18 protein-coding genes are annotated in these 14923 nt (G+C 49.5%); 10 read left to right on the top strand and 8 right to left on the bottom strand.

What is annotated here, in order from left to right:
- Positions 1-55 precede the first annotated feature (55 nt).
- Both coq7 and INP78_RS06830 read left to right on the top strand, forming a co-directional pair.
- The gene (coq7, locus tag INP78_RS06835) at positions 56-718 is read left to right on the top strand and encodes a 2-polyprenyl-3-methyl-6-methoxy-1,4-benzoquinone monooxygenase (RefSeq protein ID WP_194741738.1); all 663 of its coding nucleotides are present in this window, start codon (positions 56-58) and stop codon (positions 716-718) included.
- Between the two features lie 25 nt (positions 719-743).
- On the top strand, positions 744-1061 hold the full coding sequence (locus INP78_RS06830; RefSeq protein WP_194741433.1) for a DUF2322 family protein: 318 nt from the start codon (positions 744-746) through the stop codon (positions 1059-1061).
- A gap of 67 nt (positions 1062-1128) precedes the next feature.
- On the opposite strand, the gene INP78_RS06825 is transcribed toward INP78_RS06830, so the two are convergent.
- The 7 genes from INP78_RS06825 to INP78_RS06795 all read right to left on the bottom strand — a co-directional run bounded on the left by INP78_RS06825 (position 1129) and on the right by INP78_RS06795 (position 5965).
- Positions 1129-1533: a VOC family protein gene (locus INP78_RS06825; RefSeq protein ID WP_194741432.1), complete on the bottom strand. Its 405-nt coding sequence runs from the start codon at positions 1531-1533 to the stop codon at positions 1129-1131.
- 11 nt (positions 1534-1544) lie between these two features.
- The gene (locus tag INP78_RS06820) at positions 1545-1970 is read right to left on the bottom strand and encodes an OsmC family protein (protein WP_194741431.1); all 426 of its coding nucleotides are present in this window, start codon (positions 1968-1970) and stop codon (positions 1545-1547) included.
- Positions 1971-2139: 169 nt separating this feature from the next.
- Positions 2140-2604 (bottom strand): FKBP-type peptidyl-prolyl cis-trans isomerase, encoded by a 465-nt coding sequence (locus INP78_RS06815; protein WP_228522716.1) that lies wholly within the window; start codon positions 2602-2604, stop codon positions 2140-2142.
- 64 nt (positions 2605-2668) lie between these two features.
- The gene (dacB, locus tag INP78_RS06810) at positions 2669-4078 is read right to left on the bottom strand and encodes a D-alanyl-D-alanine carboxypeptidase/D-alanyl-D-alanine-endopeptidase (protein WP_194741430.1); all 1410 of its coding nucleotides are present in this window, start codon (positions 4076-4078) and stop codon (positions 2669-2671) included.
- A complete protein-coding gene (gene bioA, locus INP78_RS06805) occupies positions 4078-5391 on the bottom strand; it encodes an adenosylmethionine--8-amino-7-oxononanoate transaminase (protein ID WP_194741429.1) in 1314 nt (437 codons plus the stop codon). Before bioA ends, dacB begins: the two co-directional genes overlap by 1 nt.
- The gene (locus tag INP78_RS06800; RefSeq protein WP_194741428.1) at positions 5388-5681 is read right to left on the bottom strand and encodes a type II toxin-antitoxin system RelE/ParE family toxin; all 294 of its coding nucleotides are present in this window, start codon (positions 5679-5681) and stop codon (positions 5388-5390) included. The genes bioA and INP78_RS06800 overlap by 4 nt, the downstream gene beginning before the upstream one ends.
- On the bottom strand, positions 5678-5965 hold the full coding sequence (locus INP78_RS06795) for a CopG family ribbon-helix-helix protein (protein WP_228522715.1): 288 nt from the start codon (positions 5963-5965) through the stop codon (positions 5678-5680). The genes INP78_RS06800 and INP78_RS06795 overlap by 4 nt, the downstream gene beginning before the upstream one ends.
- A gap of 106 nt (positions 5966-6071) precedes the next feature.
- Here INP78_RS06795 and INP78_RS06790 point away from each other — a divergent pair, with 106 nt between their 5' ends.
- From INP78_RS06790 to INP78_RS06755, 8 genes are all read left to right on the top strand, one after another.
- Entirely contained in the window at positions 6072-8009 is a 1938-nt protein-coding gene (locus tag INP78_RS06790) for a U32 family peptidase (protein ID WP_194741427.1), read from the top strand.
- Between the two features lie 127 nt (positions 8010-8136).
- Positions 8137-8694 (top strand): PEP-CTERM sorting domain-containing protein, encoded by a 558-nt coding sequence (locus INP78_RS14535; RefSeq protein WP_368667971.1) that lies wholly within the window; start codon positions 8137-8139, stop codon positions 8692-8694.
- Between the two features lie 73 nt (positions 8695-8767).
- Complete coding sequence (locus tag INP78_RS06780) at positions 8768-9403, top strand: YchE family NAAT transporter (RefSeq protein WP_194741426.1); 636 nt, start codon at positions 8768-8770, stop codon at positions 9401-9403.
- A 98-nt stretch (positions 9404-9501) separates the two neighbouring features.
- Positions 9502-9933 carry a hypothetical protein gene (locus INP78_RS06775; protein WP_194741425.1) on the top strand — a complete coding sequence of 144 codons (432 nt, stop codon included), beginning with the start codon at positions 9502-9504 and terminating at the stop codon, positions 9931-9933.
- On the top strand, positions 9899-10456 hold the full coding sequence (locus tag INP78_RS06770) for a DUF2971 domain-containing protein (RefSeq protein ID WP_194741424.1): 558 nt from the start codon (positions 9899-9901) through the stop codon (positions 10454-10456). Before INP78_RS06775 ends, INP78_RS06770 begins: the two co-directional genes overlap by 35 nt.
- 164 nt (positions 10457-10620) lie before the next feature.
- Positions 10621-11052, top strand: coding sequence for an NUDIX hydrolase (locus tag INP78_RS06765; protein ID WP_194741736.1), 432 nt, complete (start codon positions 10621-10623; stop codon positions 11050-11052).
- On the top strand, positions 11049-12143 hold the full coding sequence (mnmA, locus tag INP78_RS06760; RefSeq protein ID WP_194741423.1) for a tRNA 2-thiouridine(34) synthase MnmA: 1095 nt from the start codon (positions 11049-11051) through the stop codon (positions 12141-12143). The genes INP78_RS06765 and mnmA overlap by 4 nt, the downstream gene beginning before the upstream one ends.
- A gap of 80 nt (positions 12144-12223) precedes the next feature.
- Positions 12224-12553 (top strand): hypothetical protein, encoded by a 330-nt coding sequence (locus tag INP78_RS06755; protein ID WP_194741422.1) that lies wholly within the window; start codon positions 12224-12226, stop codon positions 12551-12553.
- A gap of 8 nt (positions 12554-12561) precedes the next feature.
- Here INP78_RS06755 and INP78_RS06750 read toward each other — a convergent pair whose 3' ends face one another.
- Complete coding sequence (locus INP78_RS06750) at positions 12562-14913, bottom strand: TonB-dependent receptor plug domain-containing protein (RefSeq protein WP_228522712.1); 2352 nt, start codon at positions 14911-14913, stop codon at positions 12562-12564.
- Positions 14914-14923 lie beyond the last annotated feature (10 nt).

Genomic DNA, 14923 nt, shown 5'->3' with positions numbered 1-14923 from the left:
CCGCCCCGGTTTGCGCAGCCGACCAGCTGCCGCCGGGATACACAGGGAGCGAATGATGTTGACACGACCGCCACTAAGCCTGGACAAAGCCATACACGTGCTGGATATGGGCTTGCGTACAGTGTTTAGTCCGGCCATTGCCAGCCGCCCCTACCCTGCGGCTGACACGCTTAGTGACGCTAATACCAAACATGAAGCCACACTAACCGACAGCGAGCGCAAACATGCTGCCGCCCTCATGCGCATCAATCATGTGGGCGAAGTCTGTGCGCAGGCCTTGTATAGCGGGCAGGCCTTGGTGTCGCGCGACCCTGCCAATGTAGAGGCGCTTAAACAGGCCTCGCGTGAAGAAGTAGACCATCTGGCCTGGTGCGAACAGCGCATTCACGAACTCGGCGGCCGCAAGAGCCTGTTGAACCCGCTGTGGTTTGGCGCCAGCTTTGGCCTGGGTGTCACCGCAGGCTTGCTGGGCGACAAATGGAACCTGGGATTTTTGGCAGAAACCGAACATCAGGTTGCTGCGCACTTGCATAGCCACTTGCAAGAATTGCCCGCACAAGACCACGCTTCGCGTGCCATTGTGTCGCAGATGAAAATAGACGAGGAACATCACGCAGAGACGGCCGAACATTTGGGTGGCGCAACACTGCCAACCCCGGTAAAACTGGCGATGCGACTGGCCTCAAAAGTGATGACGCGTACAGCGTATCGCTTGTAAGATTTGTAGTAACCTAGAGTCAACCATGCAAAAATTTAGTGACAACCTTCTCGCACTGGACAATGCCGATCACGTGAAACGCATTGAACTGTATGATGAAAACAATCAGCCTGCTGGTGTGCTTGAAAACAAGCCAGGCACCCAAGGCTCTATCAAGGTCTATCATCACCTGTTTAAAGTATTTGGTGAAATTAATACCGATGCGGCGGTAGAAGGCTTAGCCCTTTACGCTGAACATACCGAGGATGCCGAAGACCATCCGGGTAAACACCCCAATATTGACCGCTTGCTGAATGTGCTGGATAAAGAGCAAACGCTTTCAATCAAATTAATTACTGAGTAAGCAAACGTCAGCAATAAAAAAGCCTCCATAAACTGGAGGCTTTTTCTTTTTTTATGATTCAACCACATCACTCACTTTGCAAATGGCGGGCAATCGGCGGGTGATAAATAAACTCCAGCAAATGGCCTACGCTGTCCAGGCAATAAAATCCACGCGAACCATCGCGGTGACTTTTCGGCGCCTCGGTAATGCGCACATCATGGGCAACCATGTGTGCATACCAGTCATCCACGGCCTGTGCATCGGTCAGCACAAAGCCAATATGGTCCAGCCGCTGCAACGGATCTGCTTTGTAATCCACGCGATGCAGGGCAAATACATCGCCATGATTAGTTAAATACACATTATCTGGATCAGGCTGCCATTCAATCTGCATGCCGACAATCCGCGTATAAAAATCAACCGCAGATTCTAGCTCTTTGATAAACAACGCCACATGGCGGATACCTATCATGCCCTTAGGAATACTCATGCGTGTCTCCGTTAATCAAAGCTTGGCGCTTTGATTTCATAGCCGTGCGTAATCTCGCACGCCTTTTGCAGCATGATGCTGGCCGAGCAATATTTCTCAGCGGAAAGCTTAACCGCGCGCTCTACCTGCGTCTCATTCAAACCCTCTCCCGTGACGACAAAATGCACATGGATCTTGGTAAACACTTTAGGCACAGTATCTGCACGCTCGGCGCTGATTTCGGCCACGCAATCGACAATCGGCTGACGGGACTTTTTAAGGATAGTGACCACGTCAAACGAAGTACACGCCCCCATACCTATGAGCAGCATTTCCATCGGGCGCATGCCAATATTGCGGCCACCATTTTCAGGTGCGCCATCAAGCACTACAGCATGGCCAGTTTCTGACTCACCGACAAAACTGACACCATCTATCCATTTCACTTGGACTTGCATTTAGTCTCTCATTTCACAAGTATAAAAACGTACCCGCCAACGACGGGCAAAATTTTCAGTTTCTAAGCCAGACTAGGCGCAAGTTCAAAAAGATCGCGCGGCATACATTGAGTATGTAAGCGATATTTTTGAATCTTGTAACAACGTATGGCGACGAAACTGGGAATTTTTATTTCACGCCCAGCAATTCAACATCAAACACCAAGGCCGCATTTGGCGGAATCACGCCACCCGCCCCACGCGCGCCGTAGCCCATGTCAGAAGGAATAATCAGCGTACGCTTGCCGCCAACTTTCATGCCTTGCACACCGACATCCCAGCCCTCGATGACCTGGCTACCACCTAAGAAGAAATTGAATGGTGAATTACGGTCCAGACTGCTGTCAAACTTCTGGCCTTTGTGGTCTTCTTTGCTGGCGTCATACAGCCAGCCAGTGTAGTGCACCGTCACGTTAAAACCCACTTCGGCTTCACGGCCAGATCCGACCACCGTATCAATTTTTTGTAACTCAGTCACATTGGCAGACATTTGTGCAGATTCCTTGGTTTTTGAAGAATTGGATTGCGCCTGGCAACCCGTGATGGTCAACAGCAGCAATGCGCTGAGACCGATTAATTTAATGCCTGATTTCATTGATTGACTCCCGGAAAACGACCGTTATTTTACGCGCTTTTAGCCACAAATTCTTATGCCGAGGTTAACGGCCTTCTATCAATTGCTTTAATAATGCATCCTGCACCGCACGCACCGCCGACGCCCGCGCATGATTCGCCATCACCACCAGCACATAGCGCTTGCCAGCCTGATCCTGCACATACCCGGCAATGCTGCTCACGCCTTCGAGCGAGCCGGTTTTCAGGTAGGCCATGCCTTTGCTTGCGCTCTCTGCCAGACGTTTTTTGGTGGTGCCATCCAGGCCTAATATAGGCATGGATGCCATGAGCACCGGCATCACCGGACGTTGCCAGGCTGTGACGAGCAATTGTGCCAAATGTTCCGCACTCACACGTTCTATGCGAGACAAACCAGCCCCGTTTTCAAGTACCAGCTCAGGGAACTGCAATCCACGTTGACGCAGCACCTGTTTAAGCGTCAACGCAGCCCCGGCCTCATCAGCAGGAGTAAATCCGGCCTCCAGCGCGATCGTCAACAACAGCTGGCGCGCCATCACATTATTGCTCCACTTGTTAATATCGCGTACCACGCTATCCAACGGCGGCGATAACCAGGTCGTCACTAGTGTATTGGCGTCCGTCGCTGGTGCCAGCACTAACTGGCCGTTAAACTGCCCGCCCAATTGCGCCCACAATTTTTTAAAGCTGAAAAATACATATTGGGTGTCGCTCAGCACGCTTAGCTCCAGGTAGCGCTCATCGCACTGGTCAGGCAAGGTGCCGCTAAACGCCACCGTGACGCCATCCGCTTGCGGCGTGATGCTGTAACGCAAGTCGCTCCGCCAATCGCTACAAGCCCCTTTGCGCGTCTGCATGGTGTTAATCACACGGATTTGCGGTAATTCGAATTCTTGCGAGAGTTGCACTGCGGGCTTATTGCCAGTATTTGCCATAGCAAAACGGAAACTGGTGTTGCGGCCATTGAGTAACAAGGCACTCGGATTCGCGTTATAGGCACGCCAGGGCTCGTCGTCCAGCACGGGCCGCTGACTGACTTCTGGCGCATACACGGACAAATCCAGAATGAGATTGCCTTTGACCTGACGGATGCCTTGCTGCTGCACTTGTTGCAACAGGCGCCAGAACTCAGTGATATTCAATGCAGGGTCGCCATAGCCCTTGATGATCAAATCACCATCGAGCACGCCCTGATTCAGCGGGCCATTGCGATACACCTGTGTTTTCCAGCGATAAGCGGGCGTGAGTGCTTCGAGCGCTGCGTAGGTGGTGACCAGCTTCATCACGCTGGCCGGATTCATTGCTTTGGCGGCATTATGGCTGATGATAGGCGCGCCGCCATCCACTGGCTGCACCACAATTGCCACGCTATCAGCAGGCAATTGTGCTTTGCTTAACGCCTCTTGCACATTGAACGGCAACGCGGCTTGCGCCAGCGTCACCCAGCAACCCCACAATACCAGCAGCCAGCGCATTACAAGCTCTCCACGATGGCGGCTCGCGTTGTTTGTACCAGATGCGCAATATCGTCTGCGATCAGGCAATAAGGCGGCATCCAGTAGACCGTGTTGCCTATCGGCCGCAACAGCAAGCCATGCTTCAAGGCTGCGGCATAGCAGTCACGGGCAAATTGCGGGTTCTGGGTATCCACTTCAAAGGCGGTAATCATGCCGCGTTGCCGCACATGGCTAAGCGGCAAATCATATTCTGCGGCCGCAGACCATAATTGCTGCGCAGTGCGCTGGTTATCACCAAGTACATCACGCGATTCAAACAGTTTCAAGGTGGCCAGTGCGGCGGCACATGCCAAAGGATTGCCGGTGTAGCTGTGACTATGCAAAAAACCTTTAACCGTCTGATCATGGTAAAACGCCTGATAAACCTCATCCGTCGTCAGCACCACCGACAACGGCAAATACCCACCGGTAATACCTTTGGATAAACAAATAAAATCAGCAATATCACTGACTTTTCCGCCAGCCTGCTCACAGGCGAACAAGGTGCCCGTGCGGCCAAAGCCCACAGCGATTTCGTCCGCAATTAAATGCACATGGTAGCGACTGCAGATTTCACGCGCGCGCTTTAAATAAACAGCGTGATACATCGCCATACCTGCCGCACCCTGCACCAGCGGCTCGATAATAAACGCAGCCAACTCAGCATGATGTTGCGCCACATAGTGCTCCAGCGCTTCTGCACAACGCAACGCGTAAGCCTCTTCCGACTCACCACTCTCAGCCAAACGGCTATCCGGGCTAGGCATTTGCGCGGACTGCAGAATCAGTGGCGCATAAGTGTCTTTAAAAATCGCCACATCAGTGACACTGAGCGCACCCAGCGTTTCGCCGTGGTAACTGTTTTGCAAACTGATAAATTTGGTCTTTTGCGGCTGCCCGATATTGCGCCAGTAATGAAAACTCATTTTGAGCGCGATCTCGGTCGCACTGGCACCGTCTGAGCCATAAAACGCATGCCCCAGGCCGGTGAGCGCAGACAGTTTCTCTGATAACGCGACCACAGGTTCATGCGTAAATCCGGCCAGCATCACGTGCTCTAGCTGATCGAGTTGCGCTTTAATGGCCTCTTTAATCACAGGCTGATTATGCCCAAACAAATTGACCCACCAACTGCTGACGGCATCCAGATAGCCTTTGCCTTCGGTATCAAACAGCCAGGCAGCTTCGCCTCGCGCAATAGGCACCAAAGGATAGCGCTCGTGATGTTTCATTTGCGTGCAAGGATGCCAGACGGCTTGCAGTGAGCGTTGTAGTAAGTGATGATTATTCAATGATAGTCAACTTCACGTTGGTGGCGAATCGCCAAAATAGTGACAATGTCGCGAAAAACTTCGTATTTGTATAATGCAATATAGCCTGATTTACCTTGGGAAATAATCAGCTCTCTTGCGTCTTCTTGGCGTAAAAATCTCCCGATGTAGGGATGATGTTGCAAAACCAGTATGCCGCTTTCAATCACGTCGGTCACTTGTTCGGCGTAGGCTGGTTCAGTTTCTAAAACGAATAACACCAAACGCAATATATCGTCTATTGCCTTGGGCGTATATTGTATCGCGGTCATCGATCACGCTTTACTGGCACCAACTCTGGCAATGTATCCCCGCGCAATTTGGCGCGTACGTAAGCATGCACATCCTCTGCAGCATAGGCAATGCCTGTTTTTTGATACTCCTGCCACGAAGCCTCTGCCTCGGCCAGAAACGCCTGATATTTTTCACCGCGACTGGCTTCCTGTTCAATCGCCTCCACCATGTAAGCATGCGGCGTTTTACCAGCAGCTTCGGCTAACTTTGCAATACGCTCTTTTAGACTATCGGGTAATTTTAAGCTCGTGGTAGCCATCATGTATTCCATCGATTCAAAAAGTGTTACCAAGGTAACACCTAATACCTGAACAGTCAAACCGGGTTTGTGTTATAGTGCGCATCTTATTGATTTATATGCATAATCCATGCAAAAAAACCGCAAACACCTCGAACTGCTCGCCCCGGCCAAAAATGCCGATTACGGTATTGAAGCCATCAACCACGGTGCTGATGCCGTGTATATCGGTGGCCCGGCCTTTGGCGCGCGCGCCAAAGCACCGAATACGGTGCAGGATATTGCACGCCTGGTACAGCATGCGCATAAATTCCATGCCGAAGTGTTTGTGGCGCTGAATACCATTTTTCACGATAACGAGCTTGAAGGTGTGCGTCAGTTGGTGCATCAATTGTATGACAGCGGCGTCGATGCCCTGATTGTGCAGGACATGGGTTTGCTGGAACTGGATTTACCGCCTATCCAGCTGCACGCCAGTACACAAACCGATATCCGCACCGTTGAAAAAGCGCAGTTTTTAGACCAGGTCGGCTTTAGCCAGATTGTGCTGGCACGCGAGTTGGATATTGCCACGGTGCGAAAAATTGCCGACGCGACAACTGCCAATCTGGAGTATTTTATTCATGGTGCTTTATGTGTCGCGTTTAGCGGCCAGTGCTTTATCAGCCATGCACATACGGGCCGTAGCGCCAACCGTGGCGAGTGCTCGCAAGAATGCCGCTTGCCTTATACGCTGGAAGACCAGAAAGGCCGCATCATCGGCAAAGACAAACATTATTTGTCGATGAAAGATAATGACCAGAGTGCCAATCTGCGTGCCTTGATCGCTGCGGGCGTGAGCAGCTTTAAAATCGAAGGCCGCTACAAAGACCTACCCTATGTCAAAAACGCCACGGCGCATTACCGCCAGTTGCTGGATGAGATTCTGCAAGACATGCCGCAATATGCGAAATCGTCTGCCGGGCATGCCACTTACACGTTTACGCCACAGCCGGAAAAAACCTTTAACCGCAGCGCGACCGACTACTTTGCCAATGGCCGCCAGGCGGATATCGGGGCATTTGATACGCCAAAATTTTCAGGCGAAGAGTTGGGAAAAGTACGCAAGGTGGGCAAAGATTTTATCGATGTTGCCACGGACGTTGAATTGCACAATGGCGATGGCGTGTGCTTTTTTGATGTGCACAAAGAGTTGGTGGGCTTGCGTGTCAACACCGTACAAGCGCTGGATAAATATACCCAGCGGCTGTTCCCCAATGAAATGCCAGCGGATATCCGCAACAACACGCAGCTCTATCGCAACCGTGACCATGCCTTTATGCGCCTGTTGGAAAAAGACTCCGCCACGCGCAAAATCGCGGTGGATGCCGTGCTTTATGAAACCCGCGACGGTTTTGCACTGACCCTTACCGACGAGCAAGGGTTGATTGCCACCGCGCAAGTAGCGGCTGAAAAACAGCCCGCCAACGACACCCAAAAGGCTGAAGCCTCCCTGCGCGAAAATCTGGCCAAACTGGGCAATACGGATTTTGTGGCAACAGAAATCAGCCTGGAGCTCACCCAATGCTGGTTTTTACCAGCATCAGTGGTCAATCAACTACGTCGCGATGCAGTAGAGCAACTGATTGACATCAGAACACTTGCCTACGAGCGCCCGCCATTGCGAGCCGCGGCCGAGCCACCAGCTATTTATCCGCAAGACTCCTTAAGTTACCTGGCCAACGTCTACAACCAGAAAGCACGCGACTTTTACCACAAGCACGGCGTCAAACTGATAGACAGCGCCTATGAAGCCAATGAAACACTGGATGAAGTGCCAGTCATGATCACCAAGCATTGCCTGCGCTTTAGCCACGGCCTGTGCCCCAAAGAGGCCAAAGGTGTGATTGGCGTACAAGGCACGGTGACCGCTGAGCCAATGACACTGATTAGCGGCAACGACCGCTATACGCTCAAATTTGACTGCAAACCGTGCGAAATGCACGTGATGGGCAAAGTGCGCAAACACATCTTGCAGATTGCGCCACCGCAACCGATTACGTTTTTTGATAAACGCCCGCAGTTTTAAAGCATTTTTTGAGAGGGGAGTTCTTACTTCCATCGCGATAGTAGCCCACATGGGTAATAGCCTGTTAGCTAGCTGCCAAATATAATTGCCAGCAACAATTATCACAATAACTAACAGGAAACCTCTCGTGAAAGCCATCCACCAATCCTTTATCGCCCTCAGCCTACTATGCTCAGCCACCGCAGCCCAAGCACAGCTAGTCACCTGGACATTTGATAACTTAAAAATTACAGAACGAGGCGCAACTAGAGGGTCACAATTTGTCGACACGCTCACAGGGACCATTGATTATGATGCAGATACGGGTGTGAGCTCGAACGTCAACCTGAACTTCACAGGATTCCTGGGGACTGCGACAAGCACTTCATTTTCCAATTTTTGGAATGTGGTTTCCGTCAGCCCCAATTACAGCGTCTTTAACCTTCAAGCCACCTTCGCAGGCGGCAAATATATCAGCTACTCCATTGATTTCGGTGGTGCGCTGCTCACAAACGCAGGCGGCACACTCAATGCCAGCAGAATTCAAACGGCAGGTGGATCCAGCAATTTAGCAACCAGCGTCACTGGCAGCATCACCGGCGTGGCAGTGCCTACGGCCAGCCCTGTGCCCGAGCCTGAAATGGCATGGTTGTTCGGCGCAGGTCTGCTGGGCATCGCTGCTTTAAGCAAACGTCGCCAGCCTTAGTCGCTGCGGCCTTGGTGATTTGCCAAGGCCATTTTTTTCAGGCAAGCTGAAGTTTGTTGCTACGGACTTCACCATGACTGAATACGCCTACCTGCTCAAAGTGGCGATCGCCCTGATTGCCATCGTCAACCCCATCGGTTGCTTGCCTATTTTTATCAGCGCCACCAGCGGCTGGAGCAAAGCCGAGCGCGCAAAAACAGCAAGTACGGTCGCCATCACCGTCATGATCGTCTTAGGCGTCTCAGCCTTTTTTGGCGACCTGATTCTCGACTTTTTCGGCATCACCATCCCCTCGTTTCAAGTGGGTGGTGGCATCTTGCTCCTGCTAATTTCAATCTCTATGATGCATGGCAAACAGAGCGCCACACGACAAACGCCTGAAGAAGCACAAGACCTAAGCGAACGCGAAGTGATTGCAATTGTGCCGCTCAGCATCCCATTACTAGCAGGACCAGGCGCTATCTCAAGCATGATCCTAACTGCACAACAGCACCCCGGTTTTTGGGGTCATGTCAGCCTGATGCTACCCATTGCGCTGATTGCATTATTTATTTGGGGCCTGCTACAACTCGCAGATGGAATTACCCACTACCTGGGTAGGATCGGGATTAATATCGTGACACGATTAATGGGATTGATTCTGGCAGCCATGTCGGTGGAATTTATTGCGCATGGGCTGGAAGGGTTGTTTCCAAAACTATTTGGATAGCCCTAAGGATATCTTTGTCGATATGCGTTATTAAAGCGATAGCGATAAGGCATCCACTCTGATGGCATAATTATTTTTATAATTGAGACAAAATAATAATGGCTGCAACAAAATTAGACTATGTATTCTTCCCCTATCATATGTGTCAAGTTGATAGAGTCATAAATGATGAGTTGTGCTTTAGCCATTACACTCAAGCGGCAACGGCATTAAAAATTATTCAGAACCAAGAAATCTGGCTTAGAAATGTGATGGTAATGAATGATGTTAAAGAGTTCGAACATGGTAAAGATCTTCTTTGTAACTTGATAGAAAACTCAATTGAAGGCAAAGCATTAAAGGATGCATTTAATATATTAGCCCCTAATTTATTCGATGAAGTTTTTGGCAACTTCAAGGACTGGGGATTTTTCATTAAAAATGATCAATTTATATCCTGCTTCTCAGAACATCTGCCAAAAGATGAATTGGGCACACTTTCTATGTGGCGTGCTTATGGAGGAAGATCTGGGGGTCTCTATCGTTTTTGATCAAGAATTATTTTTTAATAGTCCTCCGGTAGCATGCGCTTTTAGCTCTGTAGCGTACTTATCAGACCAACATTTAAAAGAAGAGATAGCTAATTTAGCAACCTCAATAACAAAAAATTTAGACCTTATAAAGACCGTGGAGATTAAAAACATTGGTCATATGTTATTTGACATTCTGCGACTAACTGCACTTTGTAATAAACATCAAGGCTTTCAAGAGGAAAAAGAATGGAGACTAATAATGAATCCAAGCATTCTTCCAGAAAAGAAAAGGCATAATACAGAGCATATTGCGTTTGATATTGAAACAATTAATGGCACACCGCAGAAAATTCTAAAGTTAAAATTTTCCTCTATGAATTGGGGTAACAAGCAATTCAAAGATATGATTAAGAAGGTGATTATTGGCCCATGCGAACATCCATGGATTACTTACGAGTCTTTTGTATTACTGTTAAGAGATCTAGATGTTGAACATCCTGAAAAAATCGTCCAAATATCAGAAATACCATTACGTGTTTAATAATCTACTGTCATTTGAATCGCAGCTTTAATTCAACCTTCAAAATGGCTCGCCCAATCAATCACATAGCGGTAAAATAACGCTTTTAACGAAGCCTGCACATCTTGAATTCCACCGTTTCAAATCCATCGAAATCCTCCCAGCAATGGAAGCCTAATGTCACTGTGGCGGCCATCATCGAGCAGGATGGCAAGTTTTTGCTGGTTGAAGAAACCACAGACCGCGGCAATCGCTTTAACCAGCCTGCAGGGCATCTCGAAGAAAACGAGACGATTATCGCTGCAGCCATCCGCGAAACGCTGGAAGAAACCGCCTACGATTTCACGCCAGAGGCGCTGGTCGGCATTTACCACTGGCAGCATCCACTCAATGGCATTACCTATTTACGCTTTGCGTTTTGCGGCATGCTGGGCGCGCACTACTCTGAGCAGGCATTAGATGATGGCATTATTCGTACCGTATGGAAAACAGAAGCAGAAATTGCCGCCGAAGGCGAGTTGATGCGTAGCCCACAAGTATTGTTGTGCGTGCAGGATTACCTGGCAGGCAAGCGTTATTCTTTAGACATTTTGAAGCATTTGGGCCAAGCACTATGAGTAAGCCACATGTCATCGTCGGGTTGTCCGGCGGTGTTGATTCTTCCGTCACTGCCTTGTTGCTGAAACAACAAGGCTATCAAGTCACCGGTTTGTTTATGAAAAACTGGGAGGACGATGATAATGATGAATATTGTTCTTCGCGCCAAGACTTAATCGACGCCGTTTCTGCAGCCGATAGGATCGGTATTGACATTGAAACCGTGAATTTTAGCGCCGAGTATAAAGAGCGAGTGTTCGCTAACTTTTTGCAGGAATACCAGGCGGGCCGTACGCCCAACCCGGATATTTTGTGTAACGCAGAAATCAAGTTTAAAGCGTTTTTGGACCACGCCATGGGCATGGGGGCTGACCTGATTGCGACTGGCCATTATGCACAAGTGCGTGAAAACCCGATTCAACCTGGCAACTTTCAGCTGCTCAAAGCCGATGACGGCAGCAAAGACCAGAGCTACTTTTTGTCACGTCTGAACCAGGCACAACTGTCAAAAACGCTGTTCCCTCTCGGCAAATATCTCAAACGTGAAGTGCGCGAAATCGCGCGTGAACACGGCCTGGCCAATGCCGAGAAAAAGGATTCCACCGGCATTTGCTTTATTGGCGAACGTCCGTTTCAGGAATTTTTGCAACGCTACCTGCCACGCCACCCTGGCGTGATGCGTACACCAGAAGGCAAAGTGGTGGGCGAACACGAGGGCCTGATGTATTACACCATTGGTCAGCGCCAAGGGCTTAAAATTGGTGGTAGCCGTGACAGCAATGGCGAACCCTGGTTTGTCGTGGCCAAGCATATGGCGGATAACGAGCTGATTGTGGTGCAAGGTCATGACCATCCACTGTTGCAAAGCGATGGCTTGAAAGCGGGCCAGTTGCACTGGATTAGTGGTGAAGAGCCTCGCACCAATTGGGTCTATGCCGCCAAAACGCGCTACCGCCAGCCAGATGCGCCATGTGAAGTGGATGCGGTGAATGCCGAAGAAGCGACTATCCGTTTTGGTCAACACCAATGGGCGATCACACCTGGTCAAAGCGTGGTGGTGTATGAAAGCAATGTCTGTCTGGGCGGTGGGATTATCACTGGCGCCATTTAACCCATTCGCGAGGCATGGTTATTGCTTCTGCTTGCATAATATAATCATAATGAACGCCAAGTGACGAGGAATGACACCTGATGGCCTACGTACTCAAAAATAATGAAGGTGCAATTATTGCTGCCAGCCCAGACACGAAAGTGAACGCAGACTGGGTTGAAATTGATAATTCGGATACCGAGTATCTGTGTTTTCTGGATGACGAACTCAAAAAACATCACACTTTCCGCGAGAGTGATATTCAGCTGGCGCGGGTACTGGAAGATTTAATCAGTATCTTGATTGATCGCAGCCTGATCAGCTTTACCGACTTCCCTAGCCCAGCCCAAAAACGTCTGAACGAGCGCCAGTCATTGCGTCATAAAAACAACCTGCAACTGCTGGCAGATGACGATATGCCACCGCTGTAAGGCGGCAGTTAATACGTCATCTCCACCAAAAACTTCACATTGCGGCCGGGACCGTAGATACCCAAGCCGCCCATGCTGCCATCAAGGCGGTACTGTTCGTTTTTCAGGTTTTCACCAATCAGCCTCAATGTCAGCTGTTCATTCACTTTTAACCGTATGCCGGCATTCCACATTTCATAACCATCCTGCTGGCCGAACACATAACGACTGTTTTGTGTGCCATCCCCGCTGATCAGGATGTCACGCTCTGAGACTTTTCTATAAGTCACATTCACATCCAGGCTTTTGGTCAATTCTGCACCGAGATTAATATTCAATGCGTTACCGGGCGCTGTAAACAATGGTGCGAAAGCCAAGCCATTAAATATTTCACCATTAATCCGTGAGTAACCGCTGCGCATATACCAACCGTGATACTGCATAAAACTTTCGACCTCTACACCGTTACGGCGCTCCCAGCCATTTTGAGTGATATTGCCATCGTCATCCTCTCGTAATGAGAGCAACAAATGTGACGTGTAGGTATGGTAAAAGTTAAGTTTGCCGGAGAACCAGACATCAGTATTAAACAGATGGGGTGTTTGGTAACTCACGCCAACCTCCGTCGTCTCTGAACGCTGTGGTTGATATAACTCACCGCAAATCAGCGATGCAGGGCCATTGATGGGCATCAACCCATTACGGCAACGGCTAAAAGGGCCTTGCGTAAAGTATTCATCAACCAGCGGTGGCCGAAAACCTTGGCCATAGTTGCTGTAAAAGGTCAGCTTGTCCGGGTTAGTTTTGGCAAACGCATCATAAGCCAGGCCCAAGCTCCAGGTTTCTTCTTTAAATCGAATCGTGCTTTTCTGATCATACGGCTCCAGTAAAGCAAGCGTCCCACCAGCGGCCTCTACTTTATAACGGTCTTGCCGATAGCCTGGGGTCACCGTGAATTGACCAATCTCCAGCTTGGGCTGTAGATACATCGCCTCAAACGACTTACGTCCGGGTGGTGCTGAGGCATTGAATCCATTAGGATATAAGGATTGCATGAACGTATTGAGGTTATCATAAAGCCTTGAAATTTCCCGTTCACTTGAGTTGTATTGATAACCTGCCAACAATGAAGCCGTGAATGAATCTGACTCGAACAGTACAGCGCGGTTGCTAATATCTACCGTCTTGGTCTTATACTCGTAAGTATCATTCAGATTGCCGCGACAAGTCGTTGTATCAGCAGGATTTGAGGTATTAACAACCCCATTACACTGAGGTTGTCGCGGATTAAATGTAGAACCAAATGACGGCCCCTGTCCGATTAAATCATGCAGATTAGTGTGTCCAGCACCTACGGTCGCTTTCAAATTAACCAATCGACTTTCCGGGTCATAATTCACAGTTTCAGACCAGGTCAAATCGTCGACTGTACGAATCACGTTACCAAAAAACCCAGGCTGACCACCAGTCGCATCGTACGGCTGTAAGCCAGTATCATCGAATTTGACGATAGAAGTGACTAGTTGCAGATCTTCAGTAGGGAATAAGCTCAACTTGAGCAAATGCGAAACGGACTCAATGGCCGAACTCTCAAGCTTGGTGCCATCGCCCAACGTCATGTTATTTGCCTGGCGATTAGAGTAGTTATACAAAATATCCACCCGCTCATCTGGGCGTGCGTACAACAGGTAAGAGCGCGAATACTCATCACTGTTATTGCCATAGCCAAACTTGACCTTGCCGCCATATTTCTGGCCGGGCTTCAAAAAATCTTCGGCGTTTTTGGTGGTCGCATTAATGGTGCCCCCTAATGACCCTGAACCACTGGTGATTTGCGGGCCACGCTGCACCTCGATACTTTTCAATAACTCAGGCTCGATAAACGTGCCACCCATGCGGTACTTTTCAAATCCTTTGGGCACGCCATCTACTTTCACCATGACATCTTCGTTATCGCCGTAACCGCGAATATTGAATGTCATGCCGCTAGGTCGTGGACCACCCGAAATAGACACACCAGGCACAGACCGCACGGCATCAAAAATATTGCTGGGCTGGGCGCGCTGCAATTGTTCGCTAGTAATTGTGGTCATCGGCAACGTCCGATTGATCCCCGTCTCCGGTTCTTTTATTTTGGCTCCTGTCACAGACACTTCAGGCAAGGTTTCTACCTGCTCTGAGTCTGCCTTTTTCGGCGGTTTGTTTGCTGGGGTCTGCGCATTTTCACTCACGACATCTTCAACCAATTGTTCCTCTGCCTGTACTAACAAAGACCATGAAGCGGTCGCTAGCCAACTGCAAATAACGATCACACCGGCAGATCGTCGCAATAAATCAGGCTTTTTAAAAAGTTGTTGCCAGGAGGAATCAGAGCTTGCCATGAGGGAGCAC

The sequence above is a fragment of the Methylophilus sp. 14 genome (assembly GCF_015354345.1).
GTDB lineage: Bacteria > Pseudomonadota > Gammaproteobacteria > Burkholderiales > Methylophilaceae > Methylophilus.
This window is presented reverse-complemented; position numbering and strand designations above follow the sequence as displayed.

Excerpts from the sequence above, each read along its gene's own strand:
- coq7 (WP_194741738.1), top strand. The coding sequence starts at position 56 with ATGTTGACACGACCGCCACTAAGCCTGGACAAAGCCATACACGTGCTG.
- INP78_RS06830 (WP_194741433.1), top strand. The coding sequence starts at position 744 with ATGCAAAAATTTAGTGACAACCTTCTCGCACTGGACAATGCCGATCAC.
- INP78_RS06825 (WP_194741432.1), bottom strand. The coding sequence starts at position 1,533 with ATGAGTATTCCTAAGGGCATGATAGGTATCCGCCATGTGGCGTTGTTT.
- INP78_RS06820 (WP_194741431.1), bottom strand. The coding sequence starts at position 1,970 with ATGCAAGTCCAAGTGAAATGGATAGATGGTGTCAGTTTTGTCGGTGAG.
- INP78_RS06815 (WP_228522716.1), bottom strand. The coding sequence starts at position 2,604 with ATGAAATCAGGCATTAAATTAATCGGTCTCAGCGCATTGCTGCTGTTG.
- dacB (WP_194741430.1), bottom strand. The coding sequence starts at position 4,078 with ATGCGCTGGCTGCTGGTATTGTGGGGTTGCTGGGTGACGCTGGCGCAA.
- INP78_RS06800 (WP_194741428.1), bottom strand. The coding sequence starts at position 5,681 with ATGACCGCGATACAATATACGCCCAAGGCAATAGACGATATATTGCGT.
- INP78_RS06795 (WP_228522715.1), bottom strand. The coding sequence starts at position 5,965 with ATGATGGCTACCACGAGCTTAAAATTACCCGATAGTCTAAAAGAGCGT.
- INP78_RS06790 (WP_194741427.1), top strand. The coding sequence starts at position 6,072 with ATGCAAAAAAACCGCAAACACCTCGAACTGCTCGCCCCGGCCAAAAAT.
- INP78_RS06780 (WP_194741426.1), top strand. The coding sequence starts at position 8,768 with ATGACTGAATACGCCTACCTGCTCAAAGTGGCGATCGCCCTGATTGCC.
- INP78_RS06775 (WP_194741425.1), top strand. The coding sequence starts at position 9,502 with ATGGCTGCAACAAAATTAGACTATGTATTCTTCCCCTATCATATGTGT.
- INP78_RS06770 (WP_194741424.1), top strand. The coding sequence starts at position 9,899 with ATGGAGGAAGATCTGGGGGTCTCTATCGTTTTTGATCAAGAATTATTT.
- mnmA (WP_194741423.1), top strand. The coding sequence starts at position 11,049 with ATGAGTAAGCCACATGTCATCGTCGGGTTGTCCGGCGGTGTTGATTCT.
- INP78_RS06755 (WP_194741422.1), top strand. The coding sequence starts at position 12,224 with ATGGCCTACGTACTCAAAAATAATGAAGGTGCAATTATTGCTGCCAGC.
- INP78_RS06750 (WP_228522712.1), bottom strand. The coding sequence starts at position 14,913 with ATGGCAAGCTCTGATTCCTCCTGGCAACAACTTTTTAAAAAGCCTGAT.